Raw genomic sequence first — 18,919 nt, 5'->3', positions numbered from 1 at the left:
ATGATGTTCCCTTTAAAAAGTACTTAGAGACCGAAAACCCTGTTGATTAGACACACTTCACCCTGAGGCTGACCATAATAAAATGACGATGCTTGTCCTTTACGTAGTGCACGCATGACTTCAATACCTTTAATTGTGGCATAAGCCGTCTTCATAGATTTGAATCCTAATGTGGCCCTGATGATCCGCTTTAGCTTGCCATGATCACATTCAATCACGTTATTTTTATACTTAATCTGCCTGTGCTCAAGGTCTGGTGGACATTTACCTTCCCGTTTTAACCGTGATAAAGCACGTCTATATGTGGGTGCTTTATCCGTGTTGATCACTTGTGGAATTTGCCACTTCTTCACATTATTTAAAATTTTTCCAAGAAAACAATATGCTGATTTGGTATTACGTCTAGAAGAAAGATAAAAATCAATGGTATCGCCACGTTAATCGACTGCACGATACAGATAAGACCATCGTCCATTCACTTTTACATAGGTTTCATCAATATGCCACGAGCTCAGATCTGTAGGATTACGCCAATACCAGCGTAAACGTTTTTCTATTTCAGGAGCATAACGTTGAACCCAACGGTAAATAGTCGTGTGATCAACATTCACACCCCGTTCGGCCAGCATTTCCTGCAGTTCACGATAGCTAATGCCATATTTACAATACCAGCGCACAGCCCAAAGAATGATTTCGCCCTGAAAATGCCGACCATGGAAAGGATTCATATGCTGCACCTTTAGCTAAAACAGTCTTCAGCTTACCATTCGTGGTTATTTGCAACAGTGCCGCTTAGACTATTTCCAAATATATAAAGTAAAGCCAACAAAACTTTAAATGTATATAAAAAATGGTTAAATAATTGCAAGGGGGGCTTTAAAACGTTTTAATCGTAAAGCATTTCCTAGTACAAATATTGACGAGAGAGCCATTGCACCAGCAGCAAATACAGGAGAAAGTAGCAGTCCAAATTGCGGATAAAGTACACCTGCTGCAATAGGAATCAGAGCTGCATTGTAAACAAATGCCCAAAATAAATTTTCACGAATATTGGTTATAGTCGCTTTGCTTAAAGCGATAGCATTCGGCACTCCTTTCAGGTTGCCAGACATCAAAACCACATCAGCAGCTTCAATAGCTACGTCTGTACCTGTACCTATCGCTAAACCAATATCTGCTTCTGCAAGTGCAGGGGCATCATTAATGCCATCTCCAACATATGCGAGTTTACCATATTGATTTTTTAATTTTTTAACGGCCTCTATTTTACCTTCTGGTAAGACTTCTGCAATAACCTCATCAATACCTAGTTTTTTTGCAATCGCTTGAGCTGTATGACGGTTATCACCTGTAATCATGGCAACCTTTAAACCTAACTGATGTAACGCTTCAATTGCAGCAAATGTTGATTCTTTAATTGGATCTGCTACAGCAATAATGGCAGCAAGTTTCTGGTCAATCGCAACATAGAGAGGGGTTTTTCCTTCTTCTCCCAAACGATCCGAAAATTGAGAAAAAACATTAGGATTCAAACCTAGTTTTTCCATATATCGATCTGCACCAATATGAACCAAATGTTCAGACACCGTTGCTTCTATTCCATAGCCCGTGACTGACTTGAAATCAGCAACAGGAGACAGGATTAATTCCTTATCTATAGCGGCTTGTACAATTGCTCGAGCAATAGGATGCTCAGACTTTGATTCAACGGCTGCCATAAGTGAAAGTACGGCATTGTATTCAAACCCTTCTAAGACATGCAGATCGGTTAAAATTGGTTTCCCTTCAGTCAGGGTCCCTGTTTTATCAACAGCAACCACTTTAGTTTCTTTGAGCAGCTGCAAAGCTTCCCCTTTACGGAATAAAACACCCATTTCAGCACCACGCCCAGTTCCCACCATGATTGATGTAGGCGTTGCAAGTCCCATTGCACAAGGACATGCAATAATGAGTACCGCAACTGCATTAACTAAGCTAAACGTTAGGGCGGGCTCAGGGCCGAAGATAAACCAAGTAATAAAAGTTAAAAGAGAGAGACCCATTACTACAGGTACAAACCACATGGTAATTTTATCAACCAATGCCTGAATAGGCAGCTTGGAACCCTGTGCCTGTTCAACCATTCGGATGATTTGAGAAAGCACTGATGAACTACCAACAGAGGTGGCTTTGATATTTAAGCTGCCACTTTGGTTAATTGTTCCTCCTACCACAGTAGAGCCTATCGTTTTTTCAACGGGCATAGGCTCGCCAGTAATCATGGATTCATCAATAAAACTTTGGCCGTGAATAACTTCACCATCGACAGGGATACGCTCGCCTGGTCTAATCTCTACAATCGTTCCTGTTTGAACTTCGGCAATCGGAACTTCTATCACCTGATTATTGAGCTGTATTCTGGCAACTTTAGGCTGCATTCCAACTAGATGTTGAATTGCTAAAGACGTTCGGCCTTTTGCCTTGGCTTCAAAAAATCTACCTAATAGAATTAAAGTGATAATAACCGCTGCAGCTTCATAATAAACATTGACCGTGCCTTGTGGCAGGACACTTGGAAAGAAAGTAGCAACCACTGAATAAAGATAAGCAGCCAATGTTCCTACAGCCACCAAGGAATTCATGTCTGGTGCTAAGCGGAATAAGCTTGGGATGCCCTTTTTAAAGAAGCGTCGGCCTGGAAAAATTAATGCTACTGTGGTCAAGAAAAATTGCATTAACCAGCTATTTTGTTGGCCAATGTTATCCATCATAAACGTATGAAAGGCGGGAATCAGGTGTGATCCCATTTCTAAAATAAAAACGGGTAGAGTCAATAAGACTGACAAAATTAAATCTTTTTTAAGTTTTTCTAATTCAATATTTTTTTTATCTTGAAAGCTTTCCGTAGTTTGATGAACTGACTTTGCTTCAAACCCTGCTTTGGTGACAGCCTGAATTAACGAGTCACGAGTGACAGATGAGCTTGCCTGAATAGTCGCTTTTTCAGTAGCCAGATTTACATGAGCTGATTCCACACCCTCAACAGATTTTAAGGCCTTTTCTACTCGACCTACACAAGAAGCACATGACATACCCTCAATCGTAAGCTCTATTGGTTGCAGCGCTTCCACTTCGTAGCCTGCTTTTTCTACGGCTTTAATTAAAGTAGCGCGATCAAGTGGTTGATGCGCATAAATGACTGCTTTTTCGGTAGCCAGATTTACATGAGCCGATTCAACACCCTCAACAGATTTTAAAGCTTTTTCCACACGGCCTACACAAGAAGCACATGTCATCCCCTCAATCTCTAATGTTTCACTGTAGTGTGGCGTATCAGTCATTTCGGTACTCATATACGATCTCTATCATTTAGATATGCTGAGTTCTATATGCGAAGATCAGCTCGAACCAAGATTAGGGGGAATTCAGGGATTACTTTTATTTCAAGCAAGTACAGGTTTTATCTGTACGATGAGGAAAATAAGAGAGAGTAAAAGTGGTAAGGAATTCCCACTGTTACTCTAACAGAGATTAAGCAGGATCAGCTGTAAATCCACGCTCACTGAGAGTGGCAATGACTTGATCCTGACTCACCGTTGTGTTGATTTCAACAATACGGTTTTGTAAATCAATATCGAGTGAGGCATTCGAGTCGAGCTCTTTAATTGCGGTAGTAATGCCGCGTGCACAACCACCACAAGTCATATTAGCGATGTGAAATTTCATATGTTGCTCCTTTTTAACAAAACATTTGTTTAAAACATTAGAACAGTAACTCTAAACTTTCACCATACAACCAGCCTTTTTCTGAATCAGTTACTCGCTGTAACTTGGTCTGTTTACAACCTTACAGTTTTCTTCAGAGTATTCCAAAGAAGAGTGTTCTAATGACTACAGTAAAAGTACTTAACCAACATTAATGTGACTTTAAAATGACATTTTTGTCATCTACGATCACTCTGAAATTTATAAGATTAGTTATTTCAATCAATGGTAGTGAACTGAATAGATGAGACCGTTATGGGTTGAAGATAAGCTAAAAACCGGTGACTACCTTTATGTATAATGCCTCATGATGCGATTTTACTGTTCTGATTGAACCGTACCGGGTTTGTCGGAGACTTTTTTATTTAAGTTAGGCCACCTGACCTAACGGGTTAATCTTATCATAGTACATTGCTTCAAACTCAAAAGGCGATACATAACCCAGTGCACTGTGTACACGCTTTTTATTGAACCAATCTACCCAGTTTAGTGTCGCAAGTTGTACATCTGCTAAACCTTGCCAATCTGCTTTTAAATATTCAATCACCTCTGTTTTGTATAAGCCATTCACCGTTTCAGCCAAAGCATTATCGTATGAATCACCAGTCGTACCGACTGATGCTCGTAAATTTGCAGCTTCTAAACGATTGGTATAGCGAATAGAAAGATATTGAACACCTCTATCGGAATGATGAATCACATTCTTTGGCATGCCTCGGTCGTGCAATGCTTGCTCTAATGCATCGAGCACCATATCTGTATTCATCCGTGTAGATACTTTCCATCCAACAATTGCTCGTGAGAACACATCAATAATAAAGGCGGTATAGACCCAGCCTGAATGAGTTTGAATATACGTAAAGTCACTCACCTGAGAAGCACTGCTTCGCAAGGGTCAGGATGATCAGCATTAAAATTACGTTTCACTAAATCATGTGCTCTTTTTTGATCATCTCGGCTACGGGTGGTTTGTTTATTCTTACCACGCCAAACACCTTGTATACCTACCTTCTGCATCAATCGAGCAACTGTACAACGTGCAATAACATAACCCTCACGTTTCAATTTTTGCCAAACTTTACGTACACCATATCGACCTGAACTTTCTTTCCAAATACGTTTGATTTGCTCTGCATGATGTAAATCATGCAGAGCACGTTTCGCTCGATGTTCTGGGTTATCAACGAGATCTAAAGCCCGATAATAGGTTGAAGCTGCGATCGGTAAAATTCTACAAATCGCATCAACACCATATCGATCTTTATTGTTATGGATAAAATCCACCATTATTTGTGTGGGCGGTCGAGCTCCGCCTGGGCGAAAAAAGCGGCTGCTTTACGTAGAATCTCATTGGCGCGTTGCAGTTCTTTATTTTCGCGTTCGAGTTGTTTGATACGTTCTTGGTCTGAAAGCTGCTGTACTTTAACTGGATTTTGTTTATCTAAATATTTTTGATACCAAACACGAAGTGTTTCAGGAGTACAACCAATCTTAGGCGCAATTGCTGTGATCGCAGCCCAATTCGATGGATAATCTTTTTCGGATTCAATCAATAATTGAACCGCTCTATCTCTGATTTCAGGGGTGTATTTTACTTTTTTCATCGGGACATTCTCTCAAGAAAAGTGGTCTCCGACAAACCCGGTACGGTTCAGATTGTCGTAAGTTGGCAGTCCAGTAGAAACTTTATTGCTCAGCTACAAAAGATAAATGCAGTAATGTTAAATTTCCTCAATTCCCTTATTTTGAAATTCTCTTATTCAATACCCACGACAGTGGTTATATAGCCTGTTGTTAATAGAATTGATAGACCTAATAACATCTCAAATAAAATGGCATGACTAAGGTGTTTAGCGAATTTAGGATGTTGAAGACGCGGGGTGAAATACCATTTGTTGAAGGCAGCTAAAAGTAGAATACCTATAACAAAAAACATTTTAACCATGAAACCATAGCCATATGCAGTATTGATTAAGGTATTAAAATCTTTAATTAAAAGAAGAGCTACACTAGCGCCACAGGCGATTAATATCCCAACAATGAAAGCAGCAATACGTCCAAATACATGCATGCGATCTTTTAAAGGTAAACCACTTATTTCCCGGCTGGTTTTCCATAACGGATATAAAGACCCCATCCATAACGACATAACTAGAATATGGATTGATAATAAAATTTGAGCAAGTAAGGTTAAATTAGCGACATGTCCGAGCTGGGAAAAACTAAAAATAATCGGGATAAGTAAAATACAAAATATTGAACTTTCAATTATAGAAAAATGACCTTTGTTCCTGTTAAGTTTAACCACCATGAGAAGAAGTAAAAGAGCAAAACTAATAGAACGAAGAACGTATATATACCCCGTCGGAGTATTAACCAATATATTAATATACGTGGGGTCCACCATACCTGTAATACCAGTATTGGCAAAACTACCAATCAGAATAAAAAATCCCAAGGTACTGGAAATTAGGCCTAATCCAGCGCCAATTGTAATATATTTAAGAATCGATTCTTTTAGTTCAAGATATTGTCTAAGTAAAAAATAGCAAAAGGCTCCACCAACGACAAAAGCTACACTTAAATATAAAATAACCTTAGTTAACCAAGTGGCCCACATCCAATATTCAGAAATCATTATTTTTGTCCATTCTAGAACAACATGCCAGCACCTCACTGACATGTTGAAAGGTAATCAATTCTTATTTAGTTGATTTGATAGTGAAACTATATTCACCATTCATGTTGTGACCATCTTTCCCCATTGTTGTCCAGACAACGGTATATTTACCTTTTTTCAGTTTCGGAAGAGCGACATCAAAGGATTTCTTTAAGTCATGAGTAACTTTATATTTTAAAGGAACATCTCTTCGCTGAGCATCCAGTAACTTAATATTCATCAACATAACCTCTGCACCAAAGTTAAGGGTCAAGTTCTTTGGTTGACTAAGGATAGATGCATTTTCCGCAGGAATCGCACTCACTAAACTCACATGAGCGAACGTAGTTGTAGTAGCCACAATCATCGTTGCAGCTACTACAACATTACGTAGAGCAGTCATTTTATTTTGAAATAATTTCATTTACGTTTCCTCTTGATTCGTTAGTTCATTAGAGATGACTTTATAAAATCTATATTTAATGAGACCACATCATCTCCTCTTATATTTCAATTATTAGTGAGAGACAGAAACAGAGCGATGACTTCAAAATTACATTTTTGTCATTTTTAAAATTTAAAATCTTTAACTATTAAAATAATCTTATTGAAAAATAATGATCATTTAACAAACAAATTATGTAGGTGGTTGATTTATGAAATGTAGTAATCATTTTGTCTAAGAAAATAGTAGCTATTTAATTTTTTATATTTTATTTTAAATATAAACATGTTATGTTTAATTTGATCTAATATAAATTTGTGGGCTAAGCACATGACTCAAACACGTCCAAGAATGACCAAATTATTTGAACAGCTTGGTTTAGCTTCTACTGAAGAAGCAATTGCAAAATTCATAGAGAGCCATCAGCTAGCTGGAGATGTTTTTTTAACACAAGCAATTTTTTGGACTGATGCTCAACGTCATTTTTTAGAAGAAAAACTACACTCTGATGGTGAATGGACGACAGTGATTGATCAATTAAATGAGTCTTTACATGAAAATTCAGTAAAATAATTTTCCGTTAGTATTAAGGATCTACATTCTTCCCTGCATTGAATACAACTCATTCATACAGTAGTACTGTTTTGGAGATGGAATCTCTATTATATAAGTAGTAGATTCCTTACTCTGAAATTTGGATTATAAACCCTAATATTAAAAATAATCTTCTTTACCTTCTATCGGCTTTGTTGCATAAATATGTAAGCATCTGATTTAAATAAATTTAATTTTGGATCAAAAAATAATCAAAACTTCTAAAATCATATAGTTATGAAATCTTTGTGCAACAAAGCCCCTTCTATCTAATAAATATACCAATAAGTTTAATAATTAAATTATCCACCCTTTTTTCTATAAAAAACTATTTTGATCAACTGTATTTTTTCTTTAAAGGAATAACAGTGTAAATTACATTAAGAATGTGTCTCTAACTAGCCTTGGAGTCATCTAATCATTTCATTTTTATTTTTTTAAGCACATAAAATCATAACAACTTTAATAGTTTTAAAAGATTAATATTAAATAAAATTTTTGTCATCTCAGCATAGACTATATATTTCGAGAAGATCTCAAAATTACATTTTTGTCATTTTTAAAAATAATTAATTAATAGTGCTAAAATTTTTAAGAGAGACAGAGAATAACCAAAAATTTCATCAGTTTAGTAGTCAAATTCCTAGTCTCTGTTCAGTACTAAAACATAGCTTTTACTTCCAAATTATTTAAAGGAAAAAATTATGATGAAATTCAAAAACATTTTTTTGGGCTTATGTATCGCAGCCGCGTCATTGAATACATTTGCACAGCAATCCGATGAACACAAAGATCACCACCCTGAAAAAACAGCACCATCTGCAGTAACAATTAAGCAAACAGTTACCAGCACCACTGCTACAGATAAAATGGCTGCAATGGATCAACACATGAAGGCGATGCAAGCCATGCATGAGAAGATGATGGCTGCAAAAACCCCACAAGAACGTCAGAAACTTATGGCTGAGCACATGAAACTCATGCAAGGAGGTATGAGTATGATGAAACAGATGGACAGCCAAAGCATGAATGCAAATATGGCTGACCGTCAGCAGATGATGGAAAAACGTATGGACATGATGCAATCCATGATGCAGATGATGATGGACTGTATGCCTCCCTCCACAACTAAATAATTACCCATGAATTAGAGAGGGAAGCACCATGAACCATCAACCTCAAGAACATAATTCAGTACCTAACTTTTGGTCTACACGTTATGCCATCGGCCTATTCGTGATTGGTGGTGTGGCAGCCTATTTTCTCTTAACCGAGCATTTGGCCCATGTCGTTGGTGTTTTACCCTTTTTACTCCTTTTAGCATGCCCACTCATGCATATTTTTATGCATGGTGGTCATGGACATCACCATCATCAACAGAAAAATCCAGACACATCAGATAATAAAAAATCACGCGAACCAGGAGACCCCTCATGAATCATGCGGAATCGGCTTATGGTTTATGGACGCTGGTTATCATTAACTCAGCAGTTTTTATCATGTTCGCTTTCAGTTTTTTTAGACCTTCCACTGCGCGCGATTGGCGTACATTTGGGGCCTTTTCGGCTTTTATCATTGCTCTATTTGTCGAAATGTATGGTTTTCCTTTAACCATTTACCTGTTATCTGGTTGGCTTCAAACTCGCTTCCCTCAACTTGACTTACTTTCTCATAATGCAGGTCACTTGTGGTCAACGCTATTAGGTGAAAAAGGTGATCCACATTTTGGCATTTTGCATATCGCCAGTTACGTTTTCTTGGGCTATGGATTTTACCTGTTATCAACGTCATGGCACGTGCTGTACAACGCGCAACGTCAGCATTCTTTAGCGATCACAGGCCCTTATGCACGTATACGTCACCCACAATACGTGGCTTTTGTGATGATCTTGCTGGGTTTTTTATTGCAATGGCCAACTTTACTGACACTGATTATGTTTCCAATCCTACTCTTAATGTACAGCCGCTTGGCAATTAAGGAAGAGGCTGAAATGAGTAAACAGTTTGGCGCTGTCTATGACAGCTATGCTCAACAGACTCCGAGATTTATTCCAAAATTCGGCCATAAAACCACTTTTCCATAAGAGAATTATTTATGTCAGATCAAAAAAATCATAACCAGGACCATATGGCACAGGCTACAACAGACGTACTGAAAGACCCAGTCTGTGGTATGACCGTCACTGAAGAATCGAAATACCATGAGGAATTTAAGGGGAAAACTTACTTTTTTTGCAGTGATAAATGTCAATCAAAGTTTCATAGCAGCCCGGTGCAATATATCGCTAAACCCGCAACGACGACTGCCGATGCACATACACAGCATCATCAGACTGTTCAACACGTTAATGCGGCAAGCACAACAGGTACGACCATCTATACATGCCCAATGCATCCAGAAATCAGGCAAGATCATCCTGGAAACTGTCCTAAATGCGGAATGACACTGGAGCCACTCATTCCTGAATTAGAGGAAGATGATAATCCGGAGTTACGTGATTTCCGCCGACGCTTCTGGTGGACACTGCCATTGACCATCATCGTGACTTTTTTGGCGATGTTTGGTCATCAAATGAACCTGTTCAATATGGCTGTTCAGAGCTGGATTGAACTGGTGTTGTCACTCCCAATTGTACTTTGGGCAGGTTGGCCATTTTTTTCCCGGGGTTGGCAATCGGTTGTGAATCGCAGCCCGAACATGTGGACGCTGATTGGTTTGGGCACTGGAGCTGCATTTATTTATAGTGTGGTCGCAACCATTGCACCGCAAATCTTCCCAGACTCATTTATTTCCATGGGTCGTGTCGCTGTTTACTTTGAAGCTTCAGCGGTCATCATTTCATTGACCCTACTGGGACAAATATTGGAGTTAAAAGCACGTTCGCAAACTTCTGCTGCAATTAAGTCACTCCTTGGGCTCGCTCCTAAAACAGCTCGCCGAATCCTGCCTGATGGAACTGAAGAAGATGTTCCTCTAACGCATGTCCATGTAGGAGATTTACTCAGAATTCGCCCAGGTGAAAAAGTGCCTGTGGATGGTGTAATCACTGAAGGAAGTAGTTCAGTGGATGAATCGATGCTGACAGGTGAACCTTTACCTATCACTAAACGTATCGGCGATAAAGTCATTGGAGCTACCCTGAATACCAATGGTTCATTGATCATGCGTTCAGAGAAAATTGGTTCAAGTACCATGTTATCCCAGATCGTACAGATGGTGGCGCAAGCTCAACGATCGAGAGCACCAATGCAACGTATGGCTGATCAGGTAGCAGGTTGGTTCGTCATGGCTGTAGTGACCATTGCCTTGCTTACCTTCTTTGGATGGGGACTATTCGGCCCAGAAGAATCAAGCTGGGTTTATGCATTAATCAATGCTGTGGCAGTACTCATTATTGCCTGTCCTTGTGCACTAGGCTTGGCAACTCCAATGTCTATCATGGTTGCGACGGGTCAAGGTGCTACTCATGGTGTGCTGTTCCGTGATGCAGCAGCCATTGAGAATCTACGCAAGATTGACACACTAATCATCGATAAAACAGGTACGTTAACTGAAGGACGCCCTGTATTCGATCGTGTAGTTGCCGCATCAGATTTTGACGAATCTGAAGTATTACGTTTAGCCGCCAGTCTTGATCAAGGCAGTGAACACCCGCTAGCCGAAGCGATTGTAAACGCAGCACACGAACGTGGCCTGTCTCTTGAAACACCAGATAATTTTGAATCGGGCTCAGGGATTGGTGTTCGAGGTCAAGTGGGCGATCGTCAGTTAGCTTTGGGCAACACAGCACTGATGGAGCAATTGGGTATCTCGGTACAATCTCTGATTCCGCAAGCCGAAGAGCTGCGTTCGGAAGGTGCAAGTGTGATGCATCTAGCCATCAATGGTGAATTGGCCGGTCTGCTTGCAGTATCCGATCCCATCAAAAAAAATACCCCAGAAGCACTTGCCACCCTGAAGGAAGCGGGTCTACGTATCGTGATGGCAACAGGAGATGGTCTCACCACTGCCCGTTCAGTCGCAGCACGTCTAGGCATTGATGAGGTACATGGCGAAGTCAAACCCGCAGATAAACTAGAACTGGTCAGCAAATTGCAGAAGGAAGGTCGCATCGTGGCTATGGCTGGTGATGGCATCAATGATGCACCAGCCTTGGCTAAAGCTGATGTCGGTATCGCTATGGGAACCGGGACTGATGTTGCAATGAATAGTGCCCAAGTTACGCTGGTCAAGGGAGATTTACGAGGGATTGCTGTTGCCCGTTCACTTTCGGAAGCTACTGTCGGCAACATGAAACAGAACCTCATGTTTGCTTTCCTTTACAATGCTTTGGGTATCCCTATCGCGGCTGGCGTACTATATCCATTTACCGGTTGGTTGTTGTCACCGATGATTGCCGCCTTGGCTATGAGTTTGAGTTCAGCTTCAGTCATCACGAATGCCCTTCGCCTGCGAAATAAAAAGTTATGATAGAGAGTTCTTTTCTTCCACCAGATGTACCAGGTCTTATTGCAGCACTTGCCATCGGCCTGCTCATTGGTTTAGAACGAGGATGGCACGATCGTGAATTGCCCGAGGGCAGCCGAGTAGCAGGCCTACGTACCTTCACATTGACAGGATTGCTCGGAGGAGTGCTCGGTCATTTACAACCAAACTTCGGGCCTTGGCCGCTGGTCGCGGCCGTATTAGGGCTTTCCTTATTATTAACAGTGTCCTACGCGCGTACCGCAAAAATTTCCGGTAATTTAAGCGCTACCACGACGATCGCGATGCTGTTGACATTAGTTTTAGGTGCATATGCATCCCATGGTAATGTTACTTTAGCATTAACCGCGGCTGTAATCGTCGCTGTATTTTTGGATCTCAAGCCAACCTTACACGGTTGGCTACGCTTGATCGAACATCGTGAATTAACCGCATCTCTACAGTTACTGGTACTTTCTGTCGTTATATTACCTTACTTACCCAATACGGGTCTGGGACCTTTTGCTGCATTAAATCCTTACCAGTTATGGTGGGCAGTGATCCTGATTGCCGGACTCTCTCTGGCAGGTCATTTTGCCATGCGGCTTACCGGTTCAGAAAGAGGCATATTCTGGACAGGTCTATTGGGTGGTTTGGCATCTTCTACAGCTGCAACTGTCGCACTGGCACGCTATACACGCCAGCACCCCGTCATGGTCAGTGCTGCTATTTCTGGAACATTGGCTGCCTGTGGCATCATGTTTTTTCGTATGGTTGTGCTGATAGGCGTCATTGAGCCAGCATTGCTAAGCACTTTTGGTGGTGCAATGATGATCGCGGGAATCCTTCTGCTGGGTATGGCATTGTGGAGACAACGCCAAATTACCAGCGCTGAAAACAACGATCGAACAATAGAAGCAATGGCTCCTTTTGATCTTGGGACAGCATTCAGCTTCGCTGCTTTCCTGGCTGTCATGGCAGTCTTGGTCCCGGCAGCAAAACAATGGTTGGGCACCAGCGGCATCTTCGTATTATCGACTATTTCTGGGCTAGCAGACGTAGATGCTATTTTAGTCTCACTTGCCCGCCTGCATAGTACTGAAGGCTTAACAACAAATGTGGCTGCTGTCGCGCTAGGGCTGGCCACACTGAGCAACATGTTAAGCAAAGCGACAATTGCATGGATGACAGGGGGGGCACAGTTTGGCCGAGCTATCATATTTGGCTACACAATTGCCATGATAGGTGCTGGCGTAGCTCTGGCTCTCAGTTTGAGCTTTATGTAAGGTCAACTCGGGTAAATGGAAGAGGTTCAAAAAATGAGTTAAAATGATTCCCCTTGCATGGATTCACTTTGAAAAACAATGGTAAAAATGATTCGACCATTGAGGGATTCAGCCTGGATGGTCGCCCCAAGCATATCAAGAATAGATTTTGTTATCGCGAGCCCTAAGCCGGTTCCTTCTTCTGTTCTTTGTCTAGATGCATCTGTTCGATAAAATCGATCAAATAACCTGGATAGTTGTTCAGGAGAGATTTCAGGGCCTTCATTTTCAATTGAAAATATTGTGTTATCTAAATTCTGTTGAAGTTTTATGCGTATTGTAGAATTCTTATTTCCATATTTAACTGCATTAGATAATAGATTGCTGAGTGCTCGACGTAACATAGCAGGATCACCTTTGACATTTCCAGATCCTGTTTGTTGAAGCGTCATATTTTTTTCGGCAGCTAGCGCATCATAGAAATCAAATAAGGCTGTAACTTCTTTAACCAGGTCAATATTCTGTAAGTTCTGTAAATTTAAGTCATGTTCTGCTTTTGCCAAGAAAAGCATATCGGACACCATTCGAGCCAAACGTTCAAATTCTTCTAAATTAGAAAATAGTATTTCTTGATAAGTACCAATATCTCGGTTACGGGCGAGACATACTTGAGTTTGGGTCATTAAATTATTAATCGGTGTTCTAATTTCATGTGCTAAATCAGATGAAAAATCGGAAAGTTTTTCTAAAGCTGACTCTAGTCTGTCCAGCATAGCATTGAAGGCGATTGCCAATGATTTTAGTTCGGTTGGTGTATGCTCAACTTCTAAACGTTCTGAAAGATGTTGAGCAGAAATTCCTTGTGCGACCTTAGCCATTTTTTGCACTGGTCTTAAACCTCTCCAGGTTGCAAACCAACCTAAAAACATTAAACAAATTGTACCAGCCAAACCAATATACAAAAGTTGACGCTTAAAATCTTTTAGAAAATGTAGATGTTCTGATGTATCGATCCCAACAATAATTCGTACAGATTGTATTTCAGAATTTCTATTTATACCTGTAGTGTAGATCATGCCACGATAGGTCTTATTTTGAACTTGCCATTTAATCCATGAATTATTTGCTGACTTGATTAAATTTTGAGTATTAATGATTGAGGATGCTGAACTAAATAAAACTTTACCTGTCGGTCGTTCTATTTGGACCATAAGATCATGGTGTCCAACTAACGCATCTCTTAAATAAAGATCAAGTTCTGGAGAATTTTTAGGATGCTGTTGGAGAAGATTCTGAATAAGCTGGATTTTACCTTCTAATTGGGTACGATCTTGCGTTTCAAAATGATGCATCACTAATTTATGGATGAAAAACCCCATCATAATGAGAATGCATATAGTCGATAATGAGAAAATAATACCAATACGAAAACTGATAGATTTGAATAATTTATTATTCATCTTCTACCTCTAATACATACCCCATTCCTCGAATATTCTGAATTAACTTAGGGGTAAAATTACTATCTACTTTATTTCTTAATCGTTTAATAGCGACTTCAACTACATTTGTATCACTATCAAAGTTCATATCCCAAATTTGAGATGCAATAAGTGTTCTTGGTAGAATTTCACCTCTTCTACGCATAAAAAGCTCCATAAGCGCAAATTCTTTAGCCGTCAGATCAATGCGTTGACCTGCTCGTGTTACCCGACGTTTTCTCAAATCAAGTTCTAAATCAGCAATCTTAATAATATTATTATCTTCTCTTTGTTGCCCTCGTCTAAGGAGCGTTTTTATTCGAGCTAGAAGCTCTGCAAAAGCAAAAGGCTTAACTAAATAATCATCAGCGCCTAGCTCTAATCCTTTTACTCGATCTTCGATTTGATCTCGGGCGGTAAGAAAAAGAATGGGCATTGTTTTACCGCTGCTACGAATATCATTGATAATATTCCAACCATTTAGTCCAGGTAACATCACGTCTAAAATAATTAAGTCATACTCTTCAGAAAGAGCTTGATGTTTACCCGTTAACCCATCTGTAACCCAGTCCGTAATATAGCCAGCTTCGGATAAACCTTGCTTGAGATAATCACCAGTTTTTTGTTCATCTTCAACTAATAGTATTCTCATTTCCGAATCCTAAGTCATTCATTAAAACTATAATAACGTTATAAAACATCTGATCGAGATAGATTACAAAAATGTCATTTTCAAGTCACTTAGATGTTCAGTGCTTCACTTTATTGTAGTAGCAAGAAATTAACTTTTAGAGAAACTTATGAAAACTGTAGTGCGTCGTAGTCTAACAATTTTAATGTGTGCTGGAACTTTAATTGCTGGTACTCAATCTTGGGCAAAAGATGTATCAACCTCAAGTGCCACTAAAACGGTAAAAGCACAGGAACCTTGTACAAAACCTTGTAAAATGGAAAAAGATGACAAGACTCAGCAAGATCATAGTCAACATCAGTCTCCTAACTCATCTGACATGTCAAAAATGGATCATGCTATGATGAATATGGACCATTCTAAAATGGATCATTCAAAGATGAATATGCCTAGTAGCAATAAATAATTTTATAAATAGCGAGAAAGAAGTATTAAAGTTTATACTAAATATTTGCTTTATTACTTCAATCTTGACCTTTCTAAAGGTGAGATAGAATGTCAAATAAGTTAAGTCATGTACTCTTAATTGGAGTTGGTTTATTTTCATCAACTTGGGTAATGGCGGCAGTTAAAGAATATGATTTAACAATCGCTGAACAAACTGTAAATATCACAGGAAAACCAGTTGAGAGAATTACTGTAAATGGTAAATTCGTTGCACCACTTCTTGAATTTGAAGAAGGTGATGAGGCCGTTATCCGTGTTCACAATAAGTTAAAAAATCAGGACTCTTCAATCCATTGGCATGGCTTATTATTACCTGGAATTATGGATGGTGTACCTGGATTTAACAAATTTCATGGCATTGCCCCTAATACAACTTATGAATATAAGTTTAAAGTCCGCCAAAATGGTACTTATTGGTATCATTCACATAGTAAAGGACAAGAACAAGACGGTTTATATGGTGCTTTTGTTATTTATCCTAAAGATAAAACTCCACTAACAGCTGCTGAAAAAACCGATAAAGATTACGTTGTTTTGCTTTCTGATTTTCATAATTCAACAAGTGATCAAATTATGAAAAATCTTAAAAAAGAAGCAGATTACTATCAGAACCGTCGCGAAACAGTATTCGATGTATTAAAACAAGTTAAACGTGATGGATTAAAGGCAACTTGGCAAGACCGCTCTATGTGGAATCAGATGCGGATGTTGAAAACAGATATGTCCGATGTGACTGGTTATACATTTTTAATGAATGGCAAAACACCTCAGCAAAACTGGACCGGTAATTTTAAAGCTGGAGAAAAAGTTCGCCTTCGTTTTATTAATGCTTCCGCTATGTCATTCTTTGATGTACGCATTCCAAACCTAAAAATGACTGTAGTCAGTGCTGATGGTCAACCTGTAAAGCCCGTTCCTGTAGATGAGTTCCGTATTGGTACTGCTGAAACCTATGATGTCATTGTGGAACCAAAACAAGCACATTACCAAATTGAAGCTGAATCTATTGATCGTACCGGTTTTTCAGTGGGAACATTACATGAAGAAAGCAGCCCAGCAGTCAAACAAATTGAGATGCCTAAATCTCGCCCTCGTTCTTTATTGACTATGGAAGATATGGGAATGAATCATGATATGTCTTCTATGAAAGGCATGAATCACGATATGTCTTCTATGAAAGGTATGGATCATGATATGTCTTCTATGAAAGGCATGAATCACGATATGTCTTCTATGAAAGGTATGGATCATGATATGTCTTCAATGAAAGATATGAATCATGATATGTCTTCTATGAAAGGCATGAATCACGATATGTCTTCTATGAAAGGTATGAATCATGATATGTCTTCTATGAAAGGTATGGATCATGATATGTCTTCTATGAAAGGCATGAATCATGATATGTCTTCTATGAAAGGCATGAATCACGATATGTCTTCTATGAAAGGTATGGATCATGATATGTCTTCTATGAAAGGTATGGATCATGATATGCCGATGAATAGCGCTACTGTCAAGGCGGCTTCAGACAAGAATGATAATACCGTATTTGGATGGGCAAATGCTTCAACACCTGAAGGTAATAAAGCATTGCAATATAGTGATTTGCAATCGTTAGATCCTCAAAAAGACACTCGTGCCCCTGAACGTGAAATGGAAATCCGTCTTGGTGGGAATATGGAGCGCTACATTTGGACAATTAATGGTAAGAAGTTTAATGAAACAGAACCATTCAAAGTGAAATATGGGGAACGTATACGCTTGAAATTTGTGAATGACAGTATGATGGCTCACCCAATGCACTTGCACGGTATGTTTATGCAGCTTGAAAATGGTCAAGATCCAAGTAATATGCCAAATAAACACACGATCATTGTGCCACCAGGGAAAACAGTTACAACTTTACTTACTGCTGATGAATTAGGTGAATGGGCTATCCACTGCCATTTGTTATATCACATGGCAGCTGGAATGATGAACAAACTCATTGTGGCAAATGTAGATAGCAATGATGTTGATTCAAAAAGTATCGTTGCCCAACCCCATGCAAATGATAAGGGAGTGAATCAACATGCAAACCACTAAAAAACTTTTTTCAAAAACACTTTTATCAGTTGCTTTAATTGGTTTAGCAGGTATGGCATTTGCGAATGATAATTCGACTGAAAATCTAAATAAGAGTACTTCAAGTATGAATGTGCTTTTAAGAGAATCAGGCGGATTAGGTTATGTTGAACGCAATGTTGCTCAAAAAACTTCAAAAGACAAAGGAATTGAAACTTTAACTCTTAGCCAAAATCATGATAAACATCTGAACGAGCATGGTGGGCAGATTTACCAAACAACTAAATTTTCCAATGAGTGGATAGTTGATAAAGATGGTAAAGGCAGTTTAGGTTCGAGTTTCGAAACATTGATTGGAACAGATGAAAATCGAATGTTTGTTGAAGCCAATCTGAATAAAGCAGAGAGTAATGATCCCAATTATGATGTATCAGCTCTTTACAGTAGAAATGTTGCACCATTTTGGGATGTTCAAGCTGGGGTAAGGTATAGTGAGGACAAAAATAACCGTAATAGTAATCGCATTGATGGCGTTATTGGATTATTAGGTCTTGCTCCTTATTTCTTTGAGACAAAAGCTTACCTTTATGGTGGTGAAAATAATTTTTGGGGAGCCAGTTTTGAGTTTGATCGAGATTTATTACTCACTCAAAAGCTAATTACTCAGCCATATATTGCAGCAGATATTGTGCTTAATGATAATTCTGATTTTGCTGCAAAGTCAGGTTTGTCTGAGTTAAAGACAGGTATAAAAACTCGTTACGAGATTAATAAGCGTATCAGACCATTTGTTGATGTCGCTTATCAATATGAAAAAGGGCAGAAATTAACAACTTTTCAAGAAGCTACAGATTCTGAAAAGGGGTGGTTATACGGGGCAGGTATTGAATTAGTTTTCTAATTTTGTCTCGATATTAAAAATAGCAGTCTTAAGGCCATTGCTGTCCCACAATTTTTCACAAGAGGAAGCTCATTTGAGCTTCCTCTTGTTTTATGGGTATTTTATCGGGTGAAAATAAAGCTTTTAAAGTTCTTCTTTCAAACAAATTCACTTGAATTAT

15 protein-coding genes, 2 pseudogenes and 1 other annotated feature are annotated in these 18,919 nt (G+C 39.1%); of the genes and pseudogenes, 9 read left to right on the top strand and 8 right to left on the bottom strand.

What is annotated here, in order from left to right:
• Positions 1 to 23: 23 nt before the first annotated feature.
• The 6 genes and pseudogenes from QTA56_RS17825 to QTA56_RS17800 all read right to left on the bottom strand — a co-directional run bounded on the left by QTA56_RS17825 (position 24) and on the right by QTA56_RS17800 (position 6,827).
• A pseudogene (locus QTA56_RS17825) lies at positions 24 to 728 on the bottom strand (IS6-like element IS1006 family transposase).
• A gap of 126 nt (positions 729 to 854) precedes the next feature.
• Complete coding sequence (locus tag QTA56_RS17820; protein WP_004281880.1) at positions 855 to 3,332, bottom strand: heavy metal translocating P-type ATPase; 2,478 nt, start codon at positions 3,330 to 3,332, stop codon at positions 855 to 857.
• Positions 3,333 to 3,510: 178 nt separating this feature from the next.
• Positions 3,511 to 3,705, bottom strand: coding sequence for a heavy-metal-associated domain-containing protein (locus QTA56_RS17815; RefSeq protein ID WP_004281879.1), 195 nt, complete (start codon positions 3,703 to 3,705; stop codon positions 3,511 to 3,513).
• A gap of 409 nt (positions 3,706 to 4,114) precedes the next feature.
• Positions 4,115 to 5,348 (bottom strand): annotated as a pseudogene (locus QTA56_RS17810) (IS3 family transposase).
• Positions 4,957 to 5,073, bottom strand: a sequence feature (AL1L pseudoknot). Its footprint overlaps the pseudogene before it by 117 nt.
• A 152-nt stretch (positions 5,349 to 5,500) precedes the next feature.
• The gene (locus QTA56_RS17805) at positions 5,501 to 6,382 is read right to left on the bottom strand and encodes a copper resistance D family protein (RefSeq protein WP_023278709.1); all 882 of its coding nucleotides are present in this window, start codon (positions 6,380 to 6,382) and stop codon (positions 5,501 to 5,503) included.
• Between the two features lie 64 nt (positions 6,383 to 6,446).
• Entirely contained in the window at positions 6,447 to 6,827 is a 381-nt protein-coding gene (locus QTA56_RS17800; protein WP_004681441.1) for a copper resistance CopC family protein, read from the bottom strand.
• Between the two features lie 351 nt (positions 6,828 to 7,178).
• On the opposite strand from QTA56_RS17800, the gene QTA56_RS17795 reads away from it, so the two are divergent.
• The 6 genes from QTA56_RS17795 to QTA56_RS17770 all read left to right on the top strand — a co-directional run bounded on the left by QTA56_RS17795 (position 7,179) and on the right by QTA56_RS17770 (position 13,193).
• Positions 7,179 to 7,421: a DUF2789 family protein gene (locus tag QTA56_RS17795; RefSeq protein ID WP_004281876.1), complete on the top strand. Its 243-nt coding sequence runs from the start codon at positions 7,179 to 7,181 to the stop codon at positions 7,419 to 7,421.
• Positions 7,422 to 8,146: 725 nt separating this feature from the next.
• Complete coding sequence (locus QTA56_RS17790; protein ID WP_267982258.1) at positions 8,147 to 8,578, top strand: hypothetical protein; 432 nt, start codon at positions 8,147 to 8,149, stop codon at positions 8,576 to 8,578.
• A 28-nt stretch (positions 8,579 to 8,606) separates the two neighbouring features.
• A complete protein-coding gene (locus QTA56_RS17785) occupies positions 8,607 to 8,879 on the top strand; it encodes a DUF2933 domain-containing protein (protein ID WP_004755892.1) in 273 nt (90 codons plus the stop codon).
• A complete protein-coding gene (locus tag QTA56_RS17780) occupies positions 8,876 to 9,526 on the top strand; it encodes a methyltransferase family protein (protein WP_004663997.1) in 651 nt (216 codons plus the stop codon). Before QTA56_RS17785 ends, QTA56_RS17780 begins: the two co-directional genes overlap by 4 nt.
• 11 nt (positions 9,527 to 9,537) lie before the next feature.
• Positions 9,538 to 11,913 (top strand): heavy metal translocating P-type ATPase, encoded by a 2,376-nt coding sequence (locus QTA56_RS17775; protein WP_267982257.1) that lies wholly within the window; start codon positions 9,538 to 9,540, stop codon positions 11,911 to 11,913.
• Positions 11,910 to 13,193 (top strand): MgtC/SapB family protein, encoded by a 1,284-nt coding sequence (locus tag QTA56_RS17770; protein WP_267982256.1) that lies wholly within the window; start codon positions 11,910 to 11,912, stop codon positions 13,191 to 13,193. The genes QTA56_RS17775 and QTA56_RS17770 overlap by 4 nt, the downstream gene beginning before the upstream one ends.
• A 38-nt stretch (positions 13,194 to 13,231) precedes the next feature.
• Here QTA56_RS17770 and QTA56_RS17765 read toward each other — a convergent pair whose 3' ends face one another.
• Positions 13,232 to 14,632, bottom strand: coding sequence for a heavy metal sensor histidine kinase (locus QTA56_RS17765; protein WP_005329302.1), 1,401 nt, complete (start codon positions 14,630 to 14,632; stop codon positions 13,232 to 13,234).
• Entirely contained in the window at positions 14,625 to 15,305 is a 681-nt protein-coding gene (locus QTA56_RS17760) for a heavy metal response regulator transcription factor (protein WP_176538559.1), read from the bottom strand. Before QTA56_RS17760 ends, QTA56_RS17765 begins: the two co-directional genes overlap by 8 nt.
• A 148-nt stretch (positions 15,306 to 15,453) precedes the next feature.
• On the opposite strand from QTA56_RS17760, the gene QTA56_RS17755 reads away from it, so the two are divergent.
• From QTA56_RS17755 to QTA56_RS17745, 3 genes are all read left to right on the top strand, one after another.
• On the top strand, positions 15,454 to 15,750 hold the full coding sequence (locus QTA56_RS17755; protein WP_005021637.1) for a hypothetical protein: 297 nt from the start codon (positions 15,454 to 15,456) through the stop codon (positions 15,748 to 15,750).
• Positions 15,751 to 15,839: 89 nt separating this feature from the next.
• The gene (locus QTA56_RS17750) at positions 15,840 to 17,879 is read left to right on the top strand and encodes a multicopper oxidase domain-containing protein (RefSeq protein WP_267982255.1); all 2,040 of its coding nucleotides are present in this window, start codon (positions 15,840 to 15,842) and stop codon (positions 17,877 to 17,879) included.
• Entirely contained in the window at positions 17,866 to 18,759 is an 894-nt protein-coding gene (locus QTA56_RS17745) for a copper resistance protein B (protein ID WP_125318919.1), read from the top strand. Before QTA56_RS17750 ends, QTA56_RS17745 begins: the two co-directional genes overlap by 14 nt.
• Positions 18,760 to 18,919: the final 160 nt, after the last annotated feature.

It is taken from the genome of Acinetobacter thutiue (assembly GCF_030385805.1).
In the GTDB taxonomy this organism is placed as follows: domain Bacteria; phylum Pseudomonadota; class Gammaproteobacteria; order Pseudomonadales; family Moraxellaceae; genus Acinetobacter; species Acinetobacter corruptisaponis.
This window is presented reverse-complemented; position numbering and strand designations above follow the sequence as displayed.

Excerpts from the sequence above, each read along its gene's own strand:
- QTA56_RS17760 (WP_176538559.1), bottom strand. The coding sequence starts at position 15,305 with ATGAGAATACTATTAGTTGAAGATGAACAAAAAACTGGTGATTATCTC.
- QTA56_RS17820 (WP_004281880.1), bottom strand. The coding sequence starts at position 3,332 with ATGAGTACCGAAATGACTGATACGCCACACTACAGTGAAACATTAGAG.
- QTA56_RS17750 (WP_267982255.1), top strand. The coding sequence starts at position 15,840 with ATGTCAAATAAGTTAAGTCATGTACTCTTAATTGGAGTTGGTTTATTT.
- QTA56_RS17795 (WP_004281876.1), top strand. The coding sequence starts at position 7,179 with ATGACTCAAACACGTCCAAGAATGACCAAATTATTTGAACAGCTTGGT.
- QTA56_RS17800 (WP_004681441.1), bottom strand. The coding sequence starts at position 6,827 with ATGAAATTATTTCAAAATAAAATGACTGCTCTACGTAATGTTGTAGTA.
- QTA56_RS17805 (WP_023278709.1), bottom strand. The coding sequence starts at position 6,382 with ATGATTTCTGAATATTGGATGTGGGCCACTTGGTTAACTAAGGTTATT.
- QTA56_RS17780 (WP_004663997.1), top strand. The coding sequence starts at position 8,876 with ATGAATCATGCGGAATCGGCTTATGGTTTATGGACGCTGGTTATCATT.
- QTA56_RS17770 (WP_267982256.1), top strand. The coding sequence starts at position 11,910 with ATGATAGAGAGTTCTTTTCTTCCACCAGATGTACCAGGTCTTATTGCA.
- QTA56_RS17790 (WP_267982258.1), top strand. The coding sequence starts at position 8,147 with ATGATGAAATTCAAAAACATTTTTTTGGGCTTATGTATCGCAGCCGCG.
- QTA56_RS17745 (WP_125318919.1), top strand. The coding sequence starts at position 17,866 with ATGCAAACCACTAAAAAACTTTTTTCAAAAACACTTTTATCAGTTGCT.
- QTA56_RS17765 (WP_005329302.1), bottom strand. The coding sequence starts at position 14,632 with ATGAATAATAAATTATTCAAATCTATCAGTTTTCGTATTGGTATTATT.
- QTA56_RS17815 (WP_004281879.1), bottom strand. The coding sequence starts at position 3,705 with ATGAAATTTCACATCGCTAATATGACTTGTGGTGGTTGTGCACGCGGC.
- QTA56_RS17785 (WP_004755892.1), top strand. The coding sequence starts at position 8,607 with ATGAACCATCAACCTCAAGAACATAATTCAGTACCTAACTTTTGGTCT.
- QTA56_RS17755 (WP_005021637.1), top strand. The coding sequence starts at position 15,454 with ATGAAAACTGTAGTGCGTCGTAGTCTAACAATTTTAATGTGTGCTGGA.
- QTA56_RS17775 (WP_267982257.1), top strand. The coding sequence starts at position 9,538 with ATGTCAGATCAAAAAAATCATAACCAGGACCATATGGCACAGGCTACA.